Consider the following 21129-nt stretch of genomic DNA (forward strand, 5'->3'; position numbering starts at 1 on the left):
CCATGACCAGTTTGCAAGCCAAAGCTTTTATTTCACCCGGCCCGTGGGCCGAACTGCTGCATACCTGCGCGTTGACTGACCTGACCGATCTGGCACGGGTCGGGTTTCGCGGTGGCGACAGTGCCGCTTGCCTGCAGGCGCGTGGCTACCGCTTGCCATCGCTACCCAACCAGGCCGTGCGCCAGCAAGACGGTGGCTGGGTAGCGCGCTTGTCGCAGACCGAGTACCTGCTGTTGGGCAGCCTGGCGGACGGCGGTGCACGGGTGGCTGGCGAAGAGGCCGGGTGGGTGCAGGATGCCCGGCGCAACTACCTGCTGCCGCGCCAGGATAGCCATGCCTGGCTGCAGCTGTCCGGGGAGTATTGCAGCGCGGTGATGGCCAAGTTGTGCGGGGTGGACTTGCGCGCCCAGGCATTTCCCGTTGGAGCGGTGGCGCAGACCTCGGCGGCGCGGATCAACGTGATCGTGCTGAATGTGGGGAGCGATGAGAGGCCGGCGTTGCAGTTGCTGTTTGATCGGGCGTCGCTGGCGTATTTCCGTGAAGCGGTGCTGGATGCCATGGATGAGTTCGATGGTGGGTGGGTCGGGGTGGATGAACTGATGCATTGACCTGCACCGGCCTCTTCGCGGGTAAACCCGCTCCCACAGGGGCATCACAAGGCTTGGGTGCTGCGGGGTACCTGTGGGAGCGGGGTCACCCGCGAAGAAGCCAACGCGGTGGCTGGCACCGGCTGCGCCGGTGTTCGCGGGCACGCCCGCTCCCACAGGGCCATCACTGGGCTGGGGGCTGCGGGGTACCTGTGGGAGCGGGTTCACCCGCGAAGAAGCCAACGCGGTGGCTGGCACCGGCTGCGCCGGTGTTCGCGGACACGCCCGCTCCCACAGGGTCATCACTGGGCTGGGGGCTGCGGGGTACCTGTGGGAGCGGGTTCACCCGCGAAGAAGCCAACGCGGTGGCTGGCACCGGCTGCGCCGGTGTTCGCGGGCACGCTCCCACAGGCTCATCACAAGGCTTGGGTGCTGCGGGGTACCTGTGGGAGCGGGTTCACCCGCGAAGAAGCCAGCGCGGTGGCTGGCACCGGCTGCGCCGGTGTTCGCGGGCATGCCCGCTCCCACAGGGTCATCACAAGGCTTGGGGGCTGGGGAGTACCTGTGGGAGCGGGCGTGCCCGCGAAGAAGCTCACTCGGTACCGAAGGTCAGAGCTGCACCAACCGATCGCGCAGGAAGTTCACAAAACCCTGCACCGGCCGCGCCACCTGTCGGTGCTGCGGGTACACCGCCGACAGCTGCAGCGCCGGCGGTCGCCACTCATCCAGCACCGTCACCAGCCGCCCATCCGCCAGCGCCTGGCCCACGATGAAGGTTGGCAGATAAGTCACCCCCATCCCGGCAATCGCCGCATCCCTGAGCAGCTCGCCATTGTTCGCCCGCATCCGCCCGGCCACCTGGATCGCCTGTGCCTTGCCGCCCTGGCTGAACTGCCACTGCACCTGCCGCGAATGCCCATATGGCAGACAATCATGCCCAGCCAACTGCTCCGGCCTGGCCGGCACGCCCCGCGCTTCCAGGTACGCCGGGCTCGCGCAATACACCCGCTCGACACTGGCAATGCGCCGCGCAATCAGGCTGGAGTCCTCCAGCGCACCAATCCGTAGCGCCAGGTCATAGCCCTCGCCGATCAGGTCAACAGCGCGGTCGCTCAAGTCCACTTCCACATCCACCTGCGGGTGCAACTGCAGGAACTCGGTCAGCAGGCAGCCCAGGTGCGCCATGGCGAACGACAGCGGCGCACTCAGGCGCAAGGTGCCACGCAAGGCCTGGGCCTGGCCGCTGATGTCGTGCTCCACCTGCTGCACTTCGCCGAGCAGGCGCAGCGCCGACTGGTAGTAGTGCTGGCCCAGCGGCGTGGCGTCCAGGCGCCGGGTGGAGCGATTGAGCAGGCGCACGCCCAGGCGCTCCTCAAGCTGCATCAGGCGCCGGCTGACCGACTGCTTGGACATCCCCAGGCGGTCGGCGGCCGCAGTGAAACTGCCGGCCTCCATGACCTGGGCAAAGATGCGCATGTCTTCGTAAGGGTTCATTGTCTCGCTCTTGGTGACAGTCAAACGCTTTATAGCGGCTTTTTCCCATCAGCGCATCTCCCTAATTTACGCACAAGTCGCAGCGATGGCCCTGAAGGCCAGGCAAGACGCCCATTACCAACATTCAACAGAAAAGGATTCGCTCATGAACATTGTCCACAAAACCCTTACCGCTTCCCTTCTGGCCCTGTCCGTTTCCAGCGCCTTCGCTGCTGGCAGCCCGGGTATCGAACAGCACACCCAGGCCTTCCTCGAAGCCCTGGAACAAGGCGGCGGCAAGCCACTGGAACAGCTCAGCCCGAAAGACGCCCGCGCGGTGCTGACCGGTGCCCAGGCCTCGGTCAAGGTCGATCTGTCGGGTATCGAGGTGAAGGAACGCACCATCCAGGCCAACGGCAAGTCGATCAAGCTGCAAGTGGTACGCCCGGCCAATGTGCAGGGTGACCTGCCGGTGTTCATGTTCTTCCATGGTGGCGGCTGGGTACTCGGCGACTTCCCTACCCACCAGCGACTGATCCGCGACCTGGTGGTCGGCTCCGGTGCGGTGGCGGTTTATGTGGACTACACCCCCTCGCCAGAAGCGCACTACCCGACGGCGATCAACCAGGCCTATGCCGCCACCCGCTGGGTGGCCGAGCATGGCAAGGAAATCGGCGTTGACGGCAAACGTCTGGCCGTAGCCGGCAACAGCGTGGGCGGTAACATGGCTGCGGTGGTAGCACTCAAGGCCAAAGAAGCCGGCACCCCTGCCCTGCGCTTCCAGTTGCTGCTGTGGCCGGTGACCGACGCCAGCTTCGAGACGGCATCGTACAAACAGTTTGCCGAAGGGCACTTCCTGACCACCGGGATGATGAAATGGTTCTGGGACAACTACACCACCGATGCCAAGGCACGGGACCAAATCTACGCCTCGCCGCTGCGGGCCAGCAGTGAACAGCTGAAAGGGTTGCCGCCAGCACTGGTGCAGACCGCCGAATTCGATGTGCTGCGCGATGAGGGTGAAGCGTATGCCCGCAAGCTGAATGCGGCCGGCGTGACCGTGACCTCGGTGCGCTACAACGGGATGATTCATGACTATGGGCTGTTGAACCCGTTGAGCCAGGTGCCGGCGGTGAAGGCGGCGATGAGGCAGGCGGGTACCGAACTTAAAGTGCATCTGCAGTGAGTCGATAAGCAAAAGACCCGCCTAGGCGGGTCTTTTGCTTCTATTGCGGAAATGGCCCGCAGGCTTCAATGAATCTGCCATCGGTGCGGCTATCGATGGCACCGTCCGCCCCGATGTAAATATCGATCCTGGGCCACTTGGGTTTGGCCCGAATGCAGTGCCACTTTCCACGGTTGTTCCAATCGAGCTGCATGAAAAATTGGTCGTTCGGGAAGATGTGACCGGGGCCGCCGGTGGTTTCACCTGGGTAGATCTCACCTTTTGATATATCGTGCTGGACATTCAGGATGTAGCCAAGACGCCCCTGGCCTTTGTCAGAAAAATGAAAACTTACCCAGGGTGTGGCGACATACCAAAAGACGATTGGGGCGAGCATTATCGCAACCACCCAGCGCCAGAGATGCCGTTTCGGTTTAGTTGCAGACATGATCACGTACGCTACCTCCCCAGCTTGACAGTGGCAATGCTAATACCTCTTCCATGAGCACCTTTGCCGTAATCCCACCGTTTGGGTGCTGCGTATACAGTTTGATGCCAATACTGATGGAGACATGATCGCCTATATCATCCCAAGCCCGCATCCCGTCGATGTCTGCGTAGCGACGAGGCCCATCTTGTTCATCCCAATCTTGAACCTTCCGAATGCTGTCTGATGCAATCTGCTCAAGCCCGGCACCATCCAGAAGTACACTTTCTGAAAGGCCCCCCGCCCGTCCTACATAGCCATAGTGGATGTTCGACCAGATGTCGTAGTAGTAGTCGACTTCACCTTGCTTATGCCAAACCCTGCCGAACCGTTGTGCAATCGCCACCTTGTGATCCCATGGTCTGTTCTGACCCACCCGCTCTGTCCAAAGCGCCATCGCGGCAGCAGTGTTGCCAACCATCATTGCTTGAAAGTCAGGCGGTAAAAGACGTGCGTACCAAGGAAGCTTTCGAAATTTTGCATGTTCCTCTGTCGCGTCAAAGCTGGTTAGCTTCCGCATTTTCAGCACGGATGGGTGTGTGATGTTGCGATTCATTTCTCCGGCAATATAGCTGGCAACCTGCTCCATCATGTCAGGATCTTTGCAGATCACAGGCTGCGATTTTGCTTCTGCTAGCGAAGTTTTGATGGGGGAAGTGGAATCGCCTTGACCTGATGTTACCGCCTGGCTTGCCTGCTGTGCCGCTGAGGGGCTTGCCGCTAAGCCAGGTCCTCCCATGGCCATGACCCGGTTATTGCCCTCTGGACAGCCACACTTGACCAGCGCCCCGTCTACCACAGCTGGTTTTCCTTCAATGTTGAAGAAAGGCAGCCCTTCAACGATTACACCGGGCTTCTTGCATTCCGGGCACTCTGTCGTGGTGTCCCCCAGGCGCAGAGCACGCTGGTCGTTCCCCCGATAATTGGTACTGCTGGCTATGCAGAGCGCCCCGGTGGTGGTGAGGTCGCCATCGAGTGCCTGTCCTTTGCCATGTATCGATATGCGTGTCATGAGCAACTCCCTGTATGGAAATCCCGACGCTATCACCGGCAAAACAGAAAGAGACCGAGCGGCGGAAAACTCAGAATTGCCCTACAAAAACCTGAGGCAACTGTCACGAATTACAAGACAGTCATTCCTTTCAGACACTATTTTTTAAAGAAATAGGTGACAGTAAAGTTATCTCCATAGACAGCACGGCAGCCCTCCCGGCCCCGGCATTCAAGGAGAATCACCATGCTCACCGTCCGTAACGCCAAAGACCGCGGCCTGGCCTTTCATGGCTGGCTGAAATCGTTCCACACCTTCTCCTTCGGCCACTACCGCAACCCCGACGAGCAAGGTTTCTCGGACCTGCTGGTGATCAACGACGATCGCGTCATACCCGGCAAGGGCTTTGGTCAACACCCGCACCGCGACATGGAGATTTTCTCCTACGTGCTGGAAGGCGCGCTGGAGCACAAGGACACGCTGGGCACCGGCTCGGTGATCCGCCCGGGCGATGTGCAGCTGATGAGCGCTGGCCACGGCGTGGCCCACAGCGAGTTCAACCACAGCCAGGTGCAGCCGGTGCACTTCCTGCAGATCTGGATCGTACCGAACGTGCAAGGCGCAACGCCGCGTTACCAGCAACAGCATTTCAGTGCCGAGGAAAAGCGCGGCAAGCTGCGCCTGATCATTTCGCCGGATGGCGCCGAGGGGTCGTTGCAGGTACGGCAGAATGCGCGGGTGTATGCCGGCCTGTTCGACGGTGACGAGCGTGCCACCCTGACCTTGCCGGAAAACCGCCATGCCTATGTGCATGTGGCCCGGGGCAGCATCGAGCTCAATGGGCAAGTGCTGAACGAAGGGGACGGGGTGCGGGTGAGGCAGGAACAGGTGCTGGAGCTAAGCAACGGGGTGGATGCCGAGGTGCTGGTGTTCGACCTGCGGCCGCATGAATTGCCTGGCATGCCATAAGGCAGGTCCGGCCCTTTCGCGGGTAAACCCGCTCCCACAGGTACGCCACAGTCTTCGAAATCTGTGGCGTACCTGTGGGAGCGGGTTTACCCGCGAAGAGGCCGCAAGTTCAACTCAGGGCTCGAACCCTTCGACGATGATCACCTCAGCCTTCGCCACCCCCTGGCGATGGCTGCAAGCCTCCTGGTACAGCTCGGACCGGTAACACGTCAGCGCCTGCTCGTACGAATCGAACTCGATCACCACGCTACGCTGAGGGGTAGGCCGCCCTTCCATCGCCTCGCTACGCCCGCCACGGGCCAGGAAACGGCCGCCGAATGCCTTGAAGGCAGCCGGGGCGCGCTGGGTGTACTGCTGATATTGCTCGGGGTCGGTCACGTCCACATGGGCGATCCAATAGGCCTTCATGCGTTGCTCTCCTGTTACGGCGATATTTGTGTATGATGGTATACCATAATCATCACCCCGCCACAGTGAGCGTGCAACATGGCTTTCAACACCATCGAAGAACTTCTCGAGGACTACCGGCAAGGCAAGATGGTCCTGCTGGTGGATGACGAGGACCGGGAAAACGAAGGCGACCTGCTGATCGCCGCCGAGCGTTGCGACGCCCAGGCCATCAACTTCATGGCCCGTGAAGCGCGCGGGCTGATCTGCCTGACCCTGACCGACGATCACTGCCAACGCCTGGGCCTGGAGCAGATGGTGCCGGCCAACGGCAGCGTGTTCAGCACCGCCTTCACCGTGTCGATCGAGGCGGCCACGGGCGTTACCACCGGTATTTCCGCTGCCGACCGGGCGCGTACCGTGGCGGCGGCCATGGCCCCCGACGCCCGCCCCGAAGACCTGGTGCAACCCGGCCACATCTTCCCCCTGCGTGCCCGCGAAGGCGGGGTGCTGACCCGCGCCGGCCACACCGAAGCCGGCTGCGACCTCGCGCGCCTGGCCGGGTTCACCCCGGCGTCGGTGATCGTCGAAGTGCTCAACGACGACGGCACCATGGCCCGTCGCCCGGACCTGGAGGTGTTCGCTGCCCGGCATGGCATCAAGATCGGTACCATCGCCGACCTCATCCACTACCGCCTGAGCACCGAGCAGACCATCAAGCGCATCGGCGAACGCGAACTGCCGACCGTGCACGGCACCTTCCGCCTGGTCACCTACGAAGACCGCATCGAAGGCGGCGTACACATGGCCATGGTCATGGGCGATATCCGCCGCGAGCAGCCGACCCTGGTGCGGGTGCACGTGATCGACCCGCTGCGCGACCTGGTCGGCGCCGAATACGCCGGCCCTGCCAACTGGACGCTGTGGGCGGCGCTGCAGAAAGTGGCCGAGGAAGGCGCCGGCGTGGTGGTGATCCTGGCCAACCATGAGTCCTCGCAGGCGCTGCTGGAGCGCGTGCCGCAGCTGACCCAGCCGGTGCGGCCTTACCAGCGTGGGCAATCGAAGGTGTACTCGGAGGTGGGTACAGGCGCGCAGATCCTGCAGGACCTGGGCGTGGGCAAGCTGCGCCACCTGGGCCCGCCGCTGAAATACGCGGGGCTGGCGGGGTATGAGCTGGAGGTCGTGCAAAGCATCTCCTTCGAGCCCGGACTGGCGAGCTGATACAGGCCCCTGTAGGAGCGGCCTTGTGTCGCGAAAGGGCCGCGAAGCGGCCCCGACAATTCATGTGTCGACGCTGAAATCCGGGGGCCGCTTTGCGGCCCTTTCGCGACACAAGGCCGCTCCTACAAAGGTTCGCGGCAAATTGCAGAGGACGGAGTGATGGCCGGTAGCCTCATACCTCTTGCCAAAAGTTTGGAATACCATAATATGATATCCCGTAGACCTTGAATCTGCAGGCCGGCACCTACAATCAAAAAACGGCCACAAGACACTTTGTTTTAGCTGCTCCCCGAACACTGTTGGCGGGCGCACCACAAGCCCCGCCTCGAATAACAAAAGCAACGAGGGCGTAACCATGCTGTTGAGCAAACGTGTAACCGCAGTGCTGTCCGCCAGCCTGCTGACCCTGGCATGTCAGGCCGCCCAGGCCGCCGACAGCCTGAACTTCGTCAGCTGGGGCGGTACCACCCAGGACGCCCAGAAAGAAGCGTGGGCCGCACCCTTCACCAAAGCCACCGATATCAAGGTCGTCCAGGACGGCCCTACCGACTACGGCAAGCTCAAGGCCATGGTCGAGAGCGGCAACGTGCAGTGGGACGTGGTCGACGTCGAAGCCGACTTCGCCCTGCGTGCCGCCAGCGAAGGCCTGCTCGAACCCCTCGATTTCACCCAGATCAAGCGCGACAAGATCGACCCGCGCTTCGTCTCCGACCATGGCGTCGGCTCGTTCTTCTTCTCCTTCGTGCTCGGCTACAACGAAGGCAAGCTCGGTGCCAACAAACCGGTGGACTGGACCGCACTGTTCGACACCAAGACCTACCCCGGCAAGCGCGCCCTGTACAAATGGCCCAGCCCAGGCGTACTGGAACTGGCCCTGCTGGCCGACGGCGTAGCCCCCGACAAGCTTTACCCGCTGGACCTGGACCGCGCCTTCAAGAAGCTCGACACCATCAAGAAAGACATCGTCTGGTGGGGCGGTGGCGCCCAGTCGCAGCAACTGCTGGCCTCGGGTGAAGCCTCGCTCGGCCAGTTCTGGAACGGCCGCGTCTATGCCCTGCAGCAAGACGGTGCACCGGTGGGCGTGAGCTGGAAGCAGAACCTGGTCATGGCCGACTTCCTGGTCATCCCCAAAGGGGCCAAGAACAAGGACGCGGCCATGAAGTTCCTGGCCAACGCCAGCAGCGCCGAAGGCCAGGCCGAGTTCGCCAACAAGACTGCCTACGCGCCGGTGAACGTCGACAGCGTGGCCAAGCTGGACAAAGACCTCGCGCAGAACCTGCCGACCGCCTACGCCCAGGACCAGGTCACCCTCGACTTCGCCTACTGGGCCAAGAACGGCCAGGCCATCGCAGCCCGCTGGAATGAGTGGTTGGTCAAATGAAAGTCGCCATCAACGCCCTGCATAACGCGCAAGGTGCCCCCACGGGCACCGGCGCCCCGGGAACGGCCCCCCGCCGCGTCAGCCTGAGCCAGCGCTGGAAAGGCAGCCGCAATTTGCTCCCGGCGCTGCTGTTCCTTGGCCTGTTCTTCTTTGCCCCGCTGGCCGGCCTGTTGCTGCGCGGGGTGCTGGAGCCAACGCCGGGCCTGGGCAACTACGAGCAGCTGTTCGCCAACTCGGCTTATGCGCGGGTACTGTTCAACACCTTCTCGGTGGCCGGCGTGGTCACCCTGATCAGCGTGCTGCTGGGCTTCCCGCTGGCCTGGGCAATTACCCTGGTGCCCAAGGGCTGGGGCCGCTGGTTGCTGAACATCGTGCTGCTGTCGATGTGGACCAGCCTGCTGGCGCGCACCTACTCGTGGCTGGTGCTGCTGCAGAGCTCGGGGGTGATCAACAAGGCGTTGATGGCCATGGGTATCATCGATGCCCCGCTGGAAATGGTGCACAACCTGACCGGCGTGGTGATCGGCATGAGCTACATCATGATCCCGTTCATCGTGCTGCCGCTGCAGGCGACCATGCACGCCATCGACCCGATGGTGCTGCAGGCCGGCTCGATCTGCGGCGCCAGCCCATGGACCAATTTCTGGAAGGTGTTCCTGCCGCTGTGCCGCTCGGGGCTGTTCTCCGGGGCACTGATGGTATTCGTGATGTCGCTCGGTTACTACGTCACCCCGGCCCTGCTGGGCGGTGCGCAAAACATGATGCTGCCCGAATTCATCATCCAGCAGGTGCAGTCGTTCCTCAACTGGGGCCTGGCCAGCGCCGCCGCCGCACTGCTGGTGGTGATCACCCTGGTGCTCTTCTACCTGTACCTGAAGCTGCAGCCGGAATCCCCGGTCGGCAACGCGAGGTAAACCGCCATGCTCCTGTCTCCCAATGCCATGGGCCGCCCGCTGCGTACGGGCCTGTACCTGACCACCGGGGTCATCGCGGCCTTCCTGCTGCTGCCGGTGGTGTTCATCGTGTTGCTGTCGTTCGGCTCGTCGCAGTGGCTGGTGTTCCCGCCACCGGGCTGGACCTTCAAGTGGTACGGCCAGTTCTTCTCCAACCCGGAGTGGATGGACGCCGCGCTGGCAAGCCTGAAGGTGGCCGTGCTGACCACCATCGCCGCCGTGCTGCTCGGCCTGCCCACCGCGTTTGCCCTGGTGCGTGGCCGCTTCCCCGGCCGCGAGCTGCTGTACGGGCTGTTCACCATGCCGATGATCGTGCCGTTGGTGATCATTGCCGTGGCGGTGTACGCGCTGTTCCTCAAGCTCGGCTACACCGGCACGCTGTTCGCCTTCGTGGTCAGCCACGTGATCGTCGCCCTGCCCTTCACCATCATCTCGATCATCAACTCGCTGAAGCTGTTCGACCAGTCGATCGAGGATGCCGCGGTGATCTGCGGCGCCTCGCGCCTGCAGGCGATCTTCAAGGTGACCTTCCCGGCCATTCGCCCAGGGATGATCGCCGGCGGCCTGTTTGCCTTCCTGGTGTCGTGGGATGAAGTGGTGCTGAGCGTGATGATGGCCAGCCCCGACCTGCAGACCCTGCCGGTGAAGATGTGGACCACCCTGCGCCAGGACCTCAGCCCGGTCATCGCCGTGGCCTCGACCCTGCTGATCGGCCTGTCGCTGCTTGTCATGTTCATTGCCGCCGCCTTGCGCCGGCGCACCGAAGCCAACGCCTGAGCGCGCGGAGAAAACAACAATGAGTGCAGTGATCAAAGACAACGCGCACGGCAAGACCCTGGTCAGCCTGCGCGGCCTGAACAAGCACTACGGCGACTTCACCGCCGTGGACAACCTCGACCTGGAAATCCAGGACGGCGAGTTCCTGACCTTCCTCGGCTCCAGCGGGTCGGGCAAGTCCACCACCCTGTCGATGCTGGCCGGCTTCGAAACACCGAGCAGCGGCGAGATCCTGGTCGATGGCCAGTCACTGGTCAACGTGCCGCCACACAAGCGTGACATTGGCATGGTGTTCCAGCGCTATTCGCTGTTCCCGCACCTGAACGTGCGCGACAACATCGGCTTTCCGCTGGCCATTCGCAAGCTCGGCGCCAGCGAAACCAGCAAGCGCGTCGACGCCATGCTCAAGCTGGTGCAGCTGGAGAAGTTCGCCCACCGCAAGCCGTCGCAGATGTCCGGTGGCCAGCAGCAGCGCGTGGCGATTGCCCGGGCGCTGGTGTACGAACCGCGCATCCTGCTGATGGACGAACCGCTCGGCGCGCTGGACAAGAAACTGCGCGAAGACCTGCAGGATGAACTGCGCCAGTTGCACCGGCGCCTGGGCATCACCATCGTCTACGTCACCCACGACCAGGAAGAAGCCATGCGCCTGTCCCAGCGCATCGCCATCTTCAGCCATGGCAAGATCGTCGGCCTGGGCACCGGTTACGACCTGTACCAGAACCCGCCGAATGCCTTCGTCGCCTCGTTCCTGGGCAACTCCAACTTCCTGCGGATCAAGGCCAGCAGCAATGGCGCGGGCAACTTCGAGGGCCAGCCTGTAGCCATCCGCCTGACCCCGGGCCTGGCCGCCTCGCAGGATGCACTGATCATGGTGCGCCCGGAAAAGGCCTTGGCCCTGACCGCCGAACAGGCCGCGCGCGAGCCGCTGCCGGCGGGCTGGAACGAGGTCAGCGCCAAGGTTGGCGAAGTGCTGTTCCTGGGCGAGAGCCAGACCTGCCATGTGGTGACCGCGGGCGGTACCGAGCTGATGGTCAAGGCTTTGTCGGCGGCGGGCATGCCGATGCAGCCGGGGGATACCGTGAAGGTGCGCTGGGCGGTGGCGGATGCGTGCATCTATACCGAGTGGGCAGAAAGTGACCTGAGCAAGTCTGCCGGGGCGCATTAGCATCTTGAGTGCTGCGACGCCTGGCAGATCGAGCGCCGCGCGGGCGGCGCTCGATCTACCAGGCGCCGCACAACCCAAGATGTGAACAACACCGTCACATTATCATCACGCCACTGTCGTAATCTGCCGGCCATCTCTATGCCATAGGCCTTCCGGCATGCCCCGCCTGCTTGTCTTGCTGCTCACCCTGCTGCCGCTGGCGACCCTGGCCGAGCCCGCTCACCTGCGCGTGCAAGGTTCCAACACCATCGGCGCGGCCTTGCTGCCAGCGCTGGTGCAAGGGCAACTGCGCGCACAGCAAGCTACCGCCATCGAACAATACCCGGGCAAGCTGGCCAACGAGACTGTCATCACCGCTCGCGATACGCGTGGCCAGCCTTTGCGCATCGACATCGCCGCACACGGTTCCAGCACCGGCTTCGTCGCCCTGGGCCATGGCGAGGCCGACCTGGCCGCCGCGTCGCGGCCGATCAACGACAACGAAGCAAGCCAACTGCAGGCTTTGGGCGACCTGCGCGCCGCTGCCGCCGAACAGGTCATCGGCCTGGATGGCGTTGCCGTCATCGTTCACCCCGACAACCCGCTGCCACAGCTCACCACAGGGCAACTGGCACAGATCTTTGCCGGGCAGATCCAGCGCTGGGAGCAATTGGGTGTTGCCGGCGGGGCCATCCACCTTTACGCCCGTGACGACCGCTCCGGTACCTTTGAGACCTTCAAGGCACTGGTGCTGGAGCTTCAGCACGGCGAGCTTTCGCCCAAGGCCCAACGCTTCGAGTCCAGCGACGAGCTGGCCGCGCGAGTGAGCACCGACCGCCAGGCCATCGGTTTCAGCAGCCTGGCGGCGGTGCATGGGGCCAAGGTGCTGGCGGTGGCCGAAGGTGACGCGCCGGCCATGCTGCCGGAGCGTGCACTGGTGGCCAGCGAGGATTACCCGCTATCGCGGCGCCTGTACTTCTACCTGCCGGCCAACCCCAAGCCCCAGGCCAAGGCCCTGGCCGATTTCGCTCAGAGCCCGGCGGGCCAGGCGATCGTCGCCCAGCAGGGTTTCGTTGCGCAGCAGATCGAGGCCCAACCTGTAGACCCCCAGGCCGACATGCCGCCGCGCTATCGCACCCTGGCCCAGCAGGCGCAGCGGTTGAGCGTTAACTTCCGCTTCCAGGAAGGCAGCGCCAGCCTCGACAACAAGGCCCTGCGCGATGTGCAGCGGGTGGCCGACTACCTGCGCCAAGCGGGCAAGTTGCGGCGCAAGGCGGTGCTGGTGGGCTTTGGCGACCCCAAGGAGACACCCGGCCGCGCCGCCCTGCTCTCCCGCCTGCGGGCACAGGCGGTGCGTCGTGAGCTGGCGCGCGATGGCGTGGAGGTGCTGGAGGTGACGGGGATGGGGGATGAACTGCCAGTGGCAGGGAACGAACTGGAGCAAGGGCGACTGCGTAATCGCCGGGTGGAAGTGTGGGTTTATTGAACGGTAGGCCTGCTCTGGCCTGACCGGTGTAGGAGCGTCCTTGTGTCGCGAAAGGGCCGCAAAGCGGCCCCGGCAATTCTGTGGCGATGCCAAGACCGTGGGGGCGCTGCGCACCCCGTTCGCGACACAAGGCCGCTCCTACACAGCGCCCTGGCAAAGAAATGTAACAGCTCCCCATTCGGCATCACCGGCAAACGGGTCTAGGCTCAAGCCCATGTGATACCGGGCCCCTCTGACGGCTGCCAGGCCGCCATGTCGGATCACTGTTGCCATGCAACGTCGACATTCAAGGAGGGGCTCATGACAGCTCTACACACATTCCTCACCACCCCGTTCCTCGGTACCAGCACCTGGTTGTGGCTGGTGTTCATGGCCATCGTCATCGGTTTGCTGGTACTCGACCTGGGCGTGCTGCACCGCCACGACCGGGAAATCGAAATGCGCGAGAGCCTGCTGCTGTATTCGGGCTATTTCAGCGTCGGCGTGCTGTTCGGCGCCGGGGTCTGGTACCAGTTGGGCGCGCAGTCGGCGCTGGAGTTCTACACCGGCTTCCTGGTCGAGCAGTCGCTGTCGATGGACAACGTGTTCGTCATGGCGATGATCTTCAGCTATTTCGCCATCCCCCGCCGCTACCAGCACCGCGTGCTGTTCTGGGGCATCCTCGGGGTGGTGTTCCTGCGGGCGATCATGATCGGCGTGGGCGCGGCGCTGGTGCAGAACTTCGCCTGGGTACTGTATATCTTCGGTGCCTTCCTGCTGTTTACCGGGGTGAAGATGGCGCTGTCGAAGGAGGACAGCCGCCCCGACCTGGCCAACAACCCGATCCTGAAGTTCGTGCGCCGGCACATGCGGGTCACCGAGCAGATCCACGGCTCGCACTTCTTCGTGCAGCAGACCCCGCCCGGGCAGCACAAGGCGCTACGCCATGCCACCCCGCTGTTCATGGCGCTGGTGCTGATCGAACTGGCCGACCTGGTATTCGCCGTCGACAGCGTCCCGGCAATCTTCGCCATCACCCAGGACCCGTTCATCGTCTATACCTCGAACATCTTCGCCATCCTCGGCTTGCGCTCGCTGTATTTTGCGCTGGCGGCGCTGATGCACCGGTTCGTTTACCTCAAGTATGCGCTGGCGCTGGTGCTGATCTTCATTGGCTGCAAGATCTTCTACCACGGCATGGTGGGCAAGGTGCCGGCGTTGCTGTCGTTGGGGGTGACGTTCGGGTTGTTGCTGGGTGGGGTGGTGGTTTCGCTGGTCAAGACGCGGGGGGAGAAGCCGGAAATCAAGGGTACTCAATCCAGACAGCCTTCAAATGCCGATCGCACAGTCAGCGAGAAGGAGGAAGACCCGCAGATGCGGGTCTGACCATCCAGAGTGAGCCTTCAAGGGCCTCTTCGCGAGCTTGCCCGCTCCCACAGGTATTGCGCACAGCTTGGAGGCGGCACAGTACCTGTGGGAGATTGCCCAGCCCTTTGGGCTGCGCTGTCGCACAGAAAACTGAACTCGCAAGCGATCCTTGTACCCTGTGGGAGCGGCTTTAGCCGCGAAGAATCCAACGCGGTGCATGGCACCGGCTGCGCCGGTGTTCGCGGCTAAAGCCGCTCCCACAGGGCCCCTGCTAATTCAATGAGTTATGTGCAGTTCCATGAGAGCGGGCAAGCCCGCGAAGAGGCCGGAACAAGCGGGCAAAAATCACCGCCCGCTACGCATCATCTCCGCCGGCACATACTTGCCAATCTCATACTTGCCAATCGCCGCCCGGTGCACTTCATCCGGTCCGTCGGCCAGGCGCAAGGTGCGCTGCATGGCGTACATGTAAGCCAGCGGGAAATCGCCACTTACCCCTGCCCCGCCATGAATCTGGATCGCCCGGTCGATCACCTTCAGTGCCACGTTCGGCGCCACTACCTTGATCTGCGCAATCTCGCTGCGGGCGACCTTGTTGCCGACCGTGTCCATCATGTACGCCGCTTTCAACGTCAGCAGCCGGGCCATGTCGATCTCCATGCGCGAGTCGGCGATCTTGTCGACGTTGCCGCCCAGACGCGCCAGTGGCCGGCCGAAGGCGGTACGCTCCACCGAGCGCTTGCACATCAGTTCCAGCGCGCGCTCGGCCATGCCGATCGAGCGCATGCAGTGGTGGATACGGCCGGGGCCAAGGCGCCCCTGGGCAATCTCGAAGCCACGGCCCTCACCCAGGATCACGTTCTCATACGGCACCCGCACGTTCTCGAAGAGCACCTCGGCGTGGCCATGGGGAGCATCGTCATAGCCGAACACCGGCAGCGGGCGGACAATCTTCACCCCAGGCGTATCGGTGGGCACCAGTACCATCGAGTGCTGCTGGTGGCGTGGCCCTTCTGGGTCGGACAGGCCCATGAAGATCATCACCTTGCAGCGCGGGTCGCAAGCGCCGGAGGTCCACCACTTGCGGCCGTTGATTACCCATTGGTCACCGTCACGCACGGCGGTGGCGGCCATGTTGGTGGCATCCGAGGAGGCCACGTCCGGTTCGGTCATGGCGAACGCCGATCGGATCTCGCCACGCAGCAGCGGCTCCAGCCACTGGCGCTTCTGCGCTTCGCTGCCATAGCGCACCAGCACTTCCATGTTGCCGGTGTCTGGCGCCGAACAGTTGAACGGCTCCGGACCGAGCAACGAACGGCCCATGATTTCTGCCAGCGGGGCGTATTCCAGGTTGCTCAGGCCGGCACCGTATTCCGATTCGGGCAGAAACAGGTTCCACAGCCCTTCGGCGCGGGCCTTGGCCTTGAGTTCTTCCATGATCGCGGTGGGCTGCCAGCGGTCGCCCTCGGCGACCTGGCGCTCGAACACCGCCTCGGCGGGGTAGACATAGGCGTCCATGAACGCGCTGACGCGCTCACGCAGTGCCTGGACCTTGGGCGAATAGGCGAAATCCATCGGGGCTACCTTCACGGTTCGGAGTACATGGGCCAGAGCCTAGAGCAGCACGGCCCCATCCACCTAGTCTATTTTCCGCGTGTATAAACATTCATAACCGATATATGATCGGCCCATAATTCCAACAAAGAGCGGCGCCCATGAACCTCAGCAAGGTCGACCTCAACCTGTTCATCGTGTTCGATGCGATCTACACCGAAGCCAACCTGACCCGCGCCGGGCAGATCGTCGGCATCACCCAGCCGGCAGTGTCCAACGCCCTTTCGCGGCTGCGCGAAACCTTCAACGACCCGCTGTTCGTGCGTACCGCGCAAGGCATGGTGCCCACGCCCATGGCGCAGAACATCATCGGCCCGGTGCGCAACGCCCTGGCACTGCTGCGCACCTCGGTGCAGGAAAGCCGCATCTTCAACCCGCAACAGGCCAACAAGACCTTCCGCATCAGCATGACCGACCTGACCGAAGCGGTGATCCTGCCGCCGCTGTTCCAGCGCTTGCGCCGCCTGGCGCCGGCGGTGCTGATCGAAAGCTTTTTGTGCAAGCGCCGCGAGACCACCAAGGAACTCGCCGCCGGCCGCCTGGACTTCGCCATCGACGCACCGTTGAACACCGACCCGCAGGTACGCCACGTCAAACTGATGCAAGACCGCTATGTCTGCGCCCTGCGCCAGGGCCACCCGCTGGCCGACAGCAAGCTGACCCTCGACAACTACCTGGGCATGACCCACATCCATATCTCCAGCCGCCGCAACGGCCTGGGCTATGTCGACCTGGCCCTGGGCAAGATGGGCGTGCAGCGCAAGGTTGCCTTGCGCTCGCAGCACTACCTGATGGCCTCGCAGGTGTTGCAGCAGACCGACATGGCGATGACCGTCCCCGAGCGCTTCGCCCGCCGCCATCAGTTGCGTTACCAGCCACTGCCGGTGGAGGTGCCTGCGCTGGAAACGCACCTGTACTGGCATGAAAGCACCGATCAGGACCCGGCCAACCGCTGGATGCGCGAGCAGATCACCGAGTTGTGCGAACGTGTGGTGGCCGAGGAAGAGAGGGCCTTGGAACCAGCCTGAAGAGGCTGACGAGGGGCCTTTGCTGAGCCCCTCGCGATGCGGAGAAAAATTTTCCAGGAAAAGTTCAATAAAGAGAAATTTTTATTGCACATCCTGAGAATAGAGCCGCTGGAAGGGAAAAAATGTCTCTCGAACAGCGGGTACGCTTGCCCCAACGATCGCCGATTTCACGGCGACAGAAACGGACCCGCCCCAATGCCCAGCGCCCCGCTCTACTTCGATTACGCCGCCACCACTCCGGTCGACGACCGGGTCATCGAAACCATGCTCGCCTGCCTTGGCAGCCAGGCCAACTTCGGCAACCCGGCGTCCAGTGGCCATGCCTTCGGCCAGGCCGCCCGCCACGCCGTGGAGCAGGCCCGCCAGCAAGTGGCCGAACGCGTCGGCGCACAGGCCGATGCACTGATCTGGACCTCAGGTGCGACCGAGTCCAACAACCTGGCGCTCAAGGGCATTGCCCAGGGTCTCGGCAAACCCGGGCACCTGATCACCAGCCAACTGGAACACAAGGCCGTGCTCGACACGGTGGCCGAACTGGAGCGCCAGGGCTGGGCCGTTACCCGCCTGGCACCGGATGCCGTCGGCCTGATTCAGCCTGCGGCGGTGCAGGCAGCGTTGCGCGCCGACACCCGCCTGATTTCGCTGATGGCGGTGAACAATGAACTGGGCACGATCACCGACTTTGCCGCGATTGGCGAACAGGTACGTGCCCACGGTGCCCTGCTGCACGTGGATGCGGCGCAGGCGGTGGGCAAACTGGCCATCGACCTGAGCGCCATGGCCGTGGACCTGATGTCGTTCTCGGCGCACAAGGTGTATGGGCCCAAGGGCATCGGTGCGCTCTACGTCGGGCCACGCGCCCGCACGCTGATGCGTGCGCAGATGCACGGCGGCGGCCATGAGCAAGGCCTGCGCTCCGGCACCCTGGCGACCCACCAGATTGCCGGCATGGGCAGCGCCTTTGCCCTGGCCGGCCAGCCCGGCGACAGCGAACACCTGCGCCTCGAGCAACTGGCCAGGCGCCTGCGCGAAGGCCTGCTGGCCCTGCCCGGCGTCACCCTCAACGGCTGCGCCAACCAGCGCATTCCCCATACGCTGAACCTGTGTATCGACAGCAAGGGTTTCAACAGCGCGGCGCTGGCCAGTGAGCTGGCGTTGTCGACCACCTCGGCCTGCAACTCGGCGAGCAATGCGGCCTCGCATGTGCTGCTCGCGCTGGGGCTGGATGAACGCCAGGCACGCAACAGCGTGCGGCTGAGCATCGGGCGTTTCAGCAACGACGCTGAAGTGGACAAGGCGCTCGAAGTGTTTGGCCGGGTGCTGACAGCGGCATCAGCGGCACTTTGGTGAACCGGCCCTAGAACAGCCGGCTGTCCGGGGTGAAGTCCTCGACCTCGAGCCTGGCGCTGTTTGCCTGCGGATGGCGCGGGTTGAACAGGTAATTGGTGGTGCTGGGCATGATCGCGCTCGGCACCGGCAACAGCAATGCCGAGCACTCATCCAGAAAGCGGTTGCCCAGGCCCCGGGTCAGTTCGGTCTGGCTCGACCAGCCAGGCTGCAAGGCGGGCAACTGCGCTTGCGAAACGGTGTCGGGCAACTCGATACGCAGCAGCCGCATGGTGGTGGGGAAATCCTCAGGGTCGATCTCCAGGTGCACGAGCACCTCCAGCATTGCACCGGCCGGGCTGGTGGCGGCATACACCACTGGCCGACCCGCCTGGTGCCAGCGGCCGCTGACACGCAAGCCGCCCGTTCCGCTCAAGTCTGCATAGGCGCTGATACGCCACAGAATCACAGGCCGAAGCCCTCGGCGATCTGCAGCAACATCTCTTCGACCTGAGTGGTGCCCTGCTGGGTGGTGAGCATCTGCATCGGCGTCAGCCCCGAGAAGCGCTCCTTGGGCTTGGACAGCCAGCGCTTGGCCTTGCCCGCCTCACCGAACACGGCTTCGGCCATGGCGGTGATATGGGCCGAGCGGAACAGCCGGTCGCTTTCTTCCACGGTCAGTGGCTGGTCACGTTCGATGCGGGTTTTCAGCGTGCGCAGGGGAATGATCTGGTCACGCTCCACAGGGGTGAACACGCCGAGTTCGGTCAGTTTCACCAGCCAGGTGGCAGCGAAGCCATGGGTGATGCGGGTGTGGATTTCGAAGTCACTGGCGAGTTCGGGGATTTCCAGCAGTGCATGCAGGCGCGCCCGGTACTCGTGGTAACCGTTGTCGCGAAGCACTTCGGCAAGCATGGCGCTCTCCTTTCCGGCGTTTGCCGACAAGTATGCGGCATATGCCGGACATATGCCAGTTCACGAGGCCTGTGAAAGCCTTGAAGGCGATGCCATCCTGTGGGAGCGGCCTTGCGCCGCGAAAGGGCCGCAGGGCGGCCCCGGGCAATCTCACAGGAAGGTGAACACCTGCGAAGCCGGCAACCGCGACTTGTTCAAGCCAGCGTTGAAGTCCGTCTCGCTGCGATAGCCCAGGCTGAGAATGACCACACTGGTGAAGCCACGCTCGCGCAAGCCCAGCTCGGCATCGAGAATCTTGCTGTCGAAGCCTTCGATCGGCGTGGCATCCAGCCCATGTGCCGCAGCCCCCAGCAAGGCAGTACCCAGCGCCAGGTAGGTCTGCTTTTCCATCCAGTGCTGCACGTCCTTCTGGTCAAAGCGGTGCAGGTCGACGTAATGCCGGCGGCTCTGGTTCTGCCCGGCACGCGCCTGATCATCGCGGAAGCGGCCATCGGCAGCTTCCTGGTCGAGCACGGCATTCAGGTGCGCTTCGGTCATTTCGGTGCGGGTGCAGAACACGATCACATGCGAGGCATCGAGGATCTTCGGCGAATTGTAGGCATAGCGCTCTGTGGTGCTCTTGGCCAGGCGGGCCTTGCCTTCGACGCTGTCGGCAACGATGAAATGCCACGGCTGCGAGTTGACCGAGGACGGGCTGTGACGCAGTTGTTCGAGCAAGGCATCGACAGTGGCCTGGGGAATACGGCGCGAGGCGTCGTAGGCTTTGGTGGTGTAGCGGCGCTTGGCCAGCGAGACGGTATCCATGCAACAACTCCGGGAATGAACAGGGGATTTGCCGGGCATCTTATCTTTCCTGCAGAAAAGAAAAACCGGCACAATGCAGCAACACTTTCATCCCAGGAGTGAAAATGCTGCGCATCGCCGACCTCGAACTGTTCGTCCGCAGCAGCGTGCTGGGCAGCTTCACCGCCGCCGCCCACGAGGCCGAACTGCTACCGGGCCAGGTGGCCGCCGCGATCAAGCGCCTGGAGCGCGACCTGGATGTGCGCCTGTTCGCCCGCACCACCCGCAGCCTGCGCCTGACTGCCGAAGGCGAGCTGTACCTGCCTACTGCCCTGAATGTGCTGGAGAGCCTGCGCCAGGGGCGTGAAGACCTGCATGGCAACGCCAACACCCTGCGCGGTACCCTGCAGGTGTCGGCACCGTCCGACCTGGGCCGCAACATGCTGCTGCCGTGGCTGAGCGCCTTCCGCCGCGAGCACCCGGCCCTACACCTGCGCTTCTTCCTGTCCGACCAGATCGCCGACCTCAACCGCGACCCGGTAGATGTGGCGATCCGCTATGGCCTCAACCAGGACGCCAACTATATTGCCCTGCCGCTGGCCGACTGGAACCGCCGGGTGCTGGTGGCCGCGCCCGACTACCTGGCCCGTCACGGCCGCCCGCTCACGCCCGATGCCCTGCAGCAGCACGCCTGCCTGCTGTACATGCAGCACAACCGGGTCTACGACAAGTGGCGGGTGGGCAACCGCACCGTGCAGGTGCGCGGGCCACTGGTCAGCGACGATGCCGACGTGATCCGCCGCCTGGCCTTGCAGGGCGAAGGCATCGTCTACAAGTCGTGGCTGGACGTAAGCGCCAACATCGCGGCCGGCGAGCTGGAAATCATCCTCCCCGATCACCTCGGTGAGCCCGCCCCGGTCACCCTGGTGTGCCCGCACCGCAAGCAGCTCACGCCCGCGGTGGCGCAACTGCACCTGTGGCTGCGCGAACGCTTCGAGGCCTTGCGTAACCGGGCACTGACCAACGGCTGCACAATCGTTCCAGACTGAGCCTGGCCGTTGCGCTAAGGTAGCGATTTCTGCCACGGCACGC

Annotated in this window: 21 protein-coding genes; 13 read left to right on the forward strand and 8 right to left on the reverse strand. The window is 63.6% G+C overall.

Features of this window, described 5'->3' with window-relative positions:
* Positions 1-2: 2 nt before the first annotated feature.
* Positions 3-608 (forward strand): sarcosine oxidase, encoded by a 606-nt coding sequence (locus tag CAG00_RS20135; protein ID WP_085665175.1) that lies wholly within the window; start codon positions 3-5, stop codon positions 606-608.
* Positions 609-1196: 588 nt separating this feature from the next.
* Here CAG00_RS20135 and CAG00_RS20150 read toward each other — a convergent pair.
* On the reverse strand, positions 1197-2081 hold the full coding sequence (locus CAG00_RS20150; RefSeq protein WP_085615154.1) for a LysR family transcriptional regulator: 885 nt from the start codon (positions 2079-2081) through the stop codon (positions 1197-1199).
* 145 nt (positions 2082-2226) lie between these two features.
* On the opposite strand from CAG00_RS20150, the gene CAG00_RS20155 reads away from it, so the two are divergent.
* The gene (locus CAG00_RS20155; RefSeq protein ID WP_085665176.1) at positions 2227-3246 is read left to right on the forward strand and encodes an alpha/beta hydrolase; all 1020 of its coding nucleotides are present in this window, start codon (positions 2227-2229) and stop codon (positions 3244-3246) included.
* A 40-nt stretch (positions 3247-3286) separates the two neighbouring features.
* On the opposite strand, the gene CAG00_RS20160 is transcribed toward CAG00_RS20155, so the two are convergent.
* A complete protein-coding gene (locus tag CAG00_RS20160; protein ID WP_236222574.1) occupies positions 3287-3673 on the reverse strand; it encodes a hypothetical protein in 387 nt (128 codons plus the stop codon).
* Entirely contained in the window at positions 3660-4724 is a 1065-nt protein-coding gene (locus CAG00_RS20165; protein WP_085665178.1) for a polymorphic toxin type 44 domain-containing protein, read from the reverse strand. The genes CAG00_RS20160 and CAG00_RS20165 overlap by 14 nt, the downstream gene beginning before the upstream one ends.
* Positions 4725-4949: 225 nt before the next feature.
* Here CAG00_RS20165 and CAG00_RS20170 point away from each other — a divergent pair, with 225 nt between their 5' ends.
* On the forward strand, positions 4950-5672 hold the full coding sequence (locus CAG00_RS20170; RefSeq protein ID WP_085665179.1) for a pirin family protein: 723 nt from the start codon (positions 4950-4952) through the stop codon (positions 5670-5672).
* 114 nt (positions 5673-5786) lie between these two features.
* Here the strand turns inward: CAG00_RS20170 and CAG00_RS20175 are convergent, their stop codons facing one another.
* Positions 5787-6080 carry a DUF1330 domain-containing protein gene (locus CAG00_RS20175; RefSeq protein ID WP_085665180.1) on the reverse strand — a complete coding sequence of 98 codons (294 nt, stop codon included), beginning with the start codon at positions 6078-6080 and terminating at the stop codon, positions 5787-5789.
* Between the two features lie 78 nt (positions 6081-6158).
* Here CAG00_RS20175 and ribBA point away from each other — a divergent pair, with 78 nt between their 5' ends.
* From ribBA to CAG00_RS20210, 7 genes are all read left to right on the forward strand, one after another.
* Positions 6159-7280: a bifunctional 3,4-dihydroxy-2-butanone-4-phosphate synthase/GTP cyclohydrolase II gene (gene ribBA / locus CAG00_RS20180; protein WP_085665181.1), complete on the forward strand. Its 1122-nt coding sequence runs from the start codon at positions 6159-6161 to the stop codon at positions 7278-7280.
* Between the two features lie 355 nt (positions 7281-7635).
* A complete protein-coding gene (locus tag CAG00_RS20185) occupies positions 7636-8661 on the forward strand; it encodes an ABC transporter substrate-binding protein (protein WP_025339643.1) in 1026 nt (341 codons plus the stop codon).
* The gene (locus CAG00_RS20190) at positions 8658-9575 is read left to right on the forward strand and encodes an ABC transporter permease (protein ID WP_015270844.1); all 918 of its coding nucleotides are present in this window, start codon (positions 8658-8660) and stop codon (positions 9573-9575) included. Before CAG00_RS20185 ends, CAG00_RS20190 begins: the two co-directional genes overlap by 4 nt.
* 6 nt (positions 9576-9581) lie before the next feature.
* Complete coding sequence (locus CAG00_RS20195; protein ID WP_015270845.1) at positions 9582-10391, forward strand: ABC transporter permease; 810 nt, start codon at positions 9582-9584, stop codon at positions 10389-10391.
* Positions 10392-10410: 19 nt separating this feature from the next.
* A complete protein-coding gene (locus CAG00_RS20200; protein WP_085665182.1) occupies positions 10411-11559 on the forward strand; it encodes an ABC transporter ATP-binding protein in 1149 nt (382 codons plus the stop codon).
* A gap of 157 nt (positions 11560-11716) precedes the next feature.
* Positions 11717-13024, forward strand: coding sequence for a substrate-binding domain-containing protein (locus CAG00_RS20205; protein ID WP_085665183.1), 1308 nt, complete (start codon positions 11717-11719; stop codon positions 13022-13024).
* Positions 13025-13324: 300 nt separating this feature from the next.
* Positions 13325-14389 (forward strand): TerC family protein, encoded by a 1065-nt coding sequence (locus tag CAG00_RS20210; RefSeq protein WP_085665184.1) that lies wholly within the window; start codon positions 13325-13327, stop codon positions 14387-14389.
* A 327-nt stretch (positions 14390-14716) separates the two neighbouring features.
* Here the strand turns inward: CAG00_RS20210 and CAG00_RS20215 are convergent, their stop codons facing one another.
* Positions 14717-15946 carry an acyl-CoA dehydrogenase gene (locus CAG00_RS20215; RefSeq protein ID WP_085665185.1) on the reverse strand — a complete coding sequence of 410 codons (1230 nt, stop codon included), beginning with the start codon at positions 15944-15946 and terminating at the stop codon, positions 14717-14719.
* Positions 15947-16086: 140 nt separating this feature from the next.
* On the opposite strand from CAG00_RS20215, the gene CAG00_RS20220 reads away from it, so the two are divergent.
* On the forward strand, positions 16087-17013 hold the full coding sequence (locus CAG00_RS20220; RefSeq protein ID WP_013973160.1) for a LysR family transcriptional regulator: 927 nt from the start codon (positions 16087-16089) through the stop codon (positions 17011-17013).
* Positions 17014-17208: 195 nt separating this feature from the next.
* Positions 17209-18363: a cysteine desulfurase family protein gene (locus CAG00_RS20225; RefSeq protein WP_085665186.1), complete on the forward strand. Its 1155-nt coding sequence runs from the start codon at positions 17209-17211 to the stop codon at positions 18361-18363.
* A gap of 7 nt (positions 18364-18370) precedes the next feature.
* Here the strand turns inward: CAG00_RS20225 and CAG00_RS20230 are convergent, their stop codons facing one another.
* From CAG00_RS20230 to nfsB, 3 genes are all read right to left on the reverse strand, one after another.
* Complete coding sequence (locus CAG00_RS20230) at positions 18371-18808, reverse strand: RES family NAD+ phosphorylase (protein ID WP_015270851.1); 438 nt, start codon at positions 18806-18808, stop codon at positions 18371-18373.
* Positions 18805-19254, reverse strand: coding sequence for an antitoxin Xre/MbcA/ParS toxin-binding domain-containing protein (locus CAG00_RS20235; RefSeq protein ID WP_013973163.1), 450 nt, complete (start codon positions 19252-19254; stop codon positions 18805-18807). The genes CAG00_RS20230 and CAG00_RS20235 overlap by 4 nt, the downstream gene beginning before the upstream one ends.
* 150 nt (positions 19255-19404) lie before the next feature.
* Entirely contained in the window at positions 19405-20058 is a 654-nt protein-coding gene (gene nfsB, locus CAG00_RS20240; protein ID WP_085665187.1) for an oxygen-insensitive NAD(P)H nitroreductase, read from the reverse strand.
* Between the two features lie 104 nt (positions 20059-20162).
* Here nfsB and CAG00_RS20245 point away from each other — a divergent pair, with 104 nt between their 5' ends.
* On the forward strand, positions 20163-21086 hold the full coding sequence (locus CAG00_RS20245; protein WP_085665188.1) for a LysR family transcriptional regulator: 924 nt from the start codon (positions 20163-20165) through the stop codon (positions 21084-21086).
* Positions 21087-21129 lie beyond the last annotated feature (43 nt).

Source organism: Pseudomonas sp. B5(2017) (assembly GCF_002112825.1).
GTDB lineage: Bacteria > Pseudomonadota > Gammaproteobacteria > Pseudomonadales > Pseudomonadaceae > Aquipseudomonas > Aquipseudomonas putida_Z.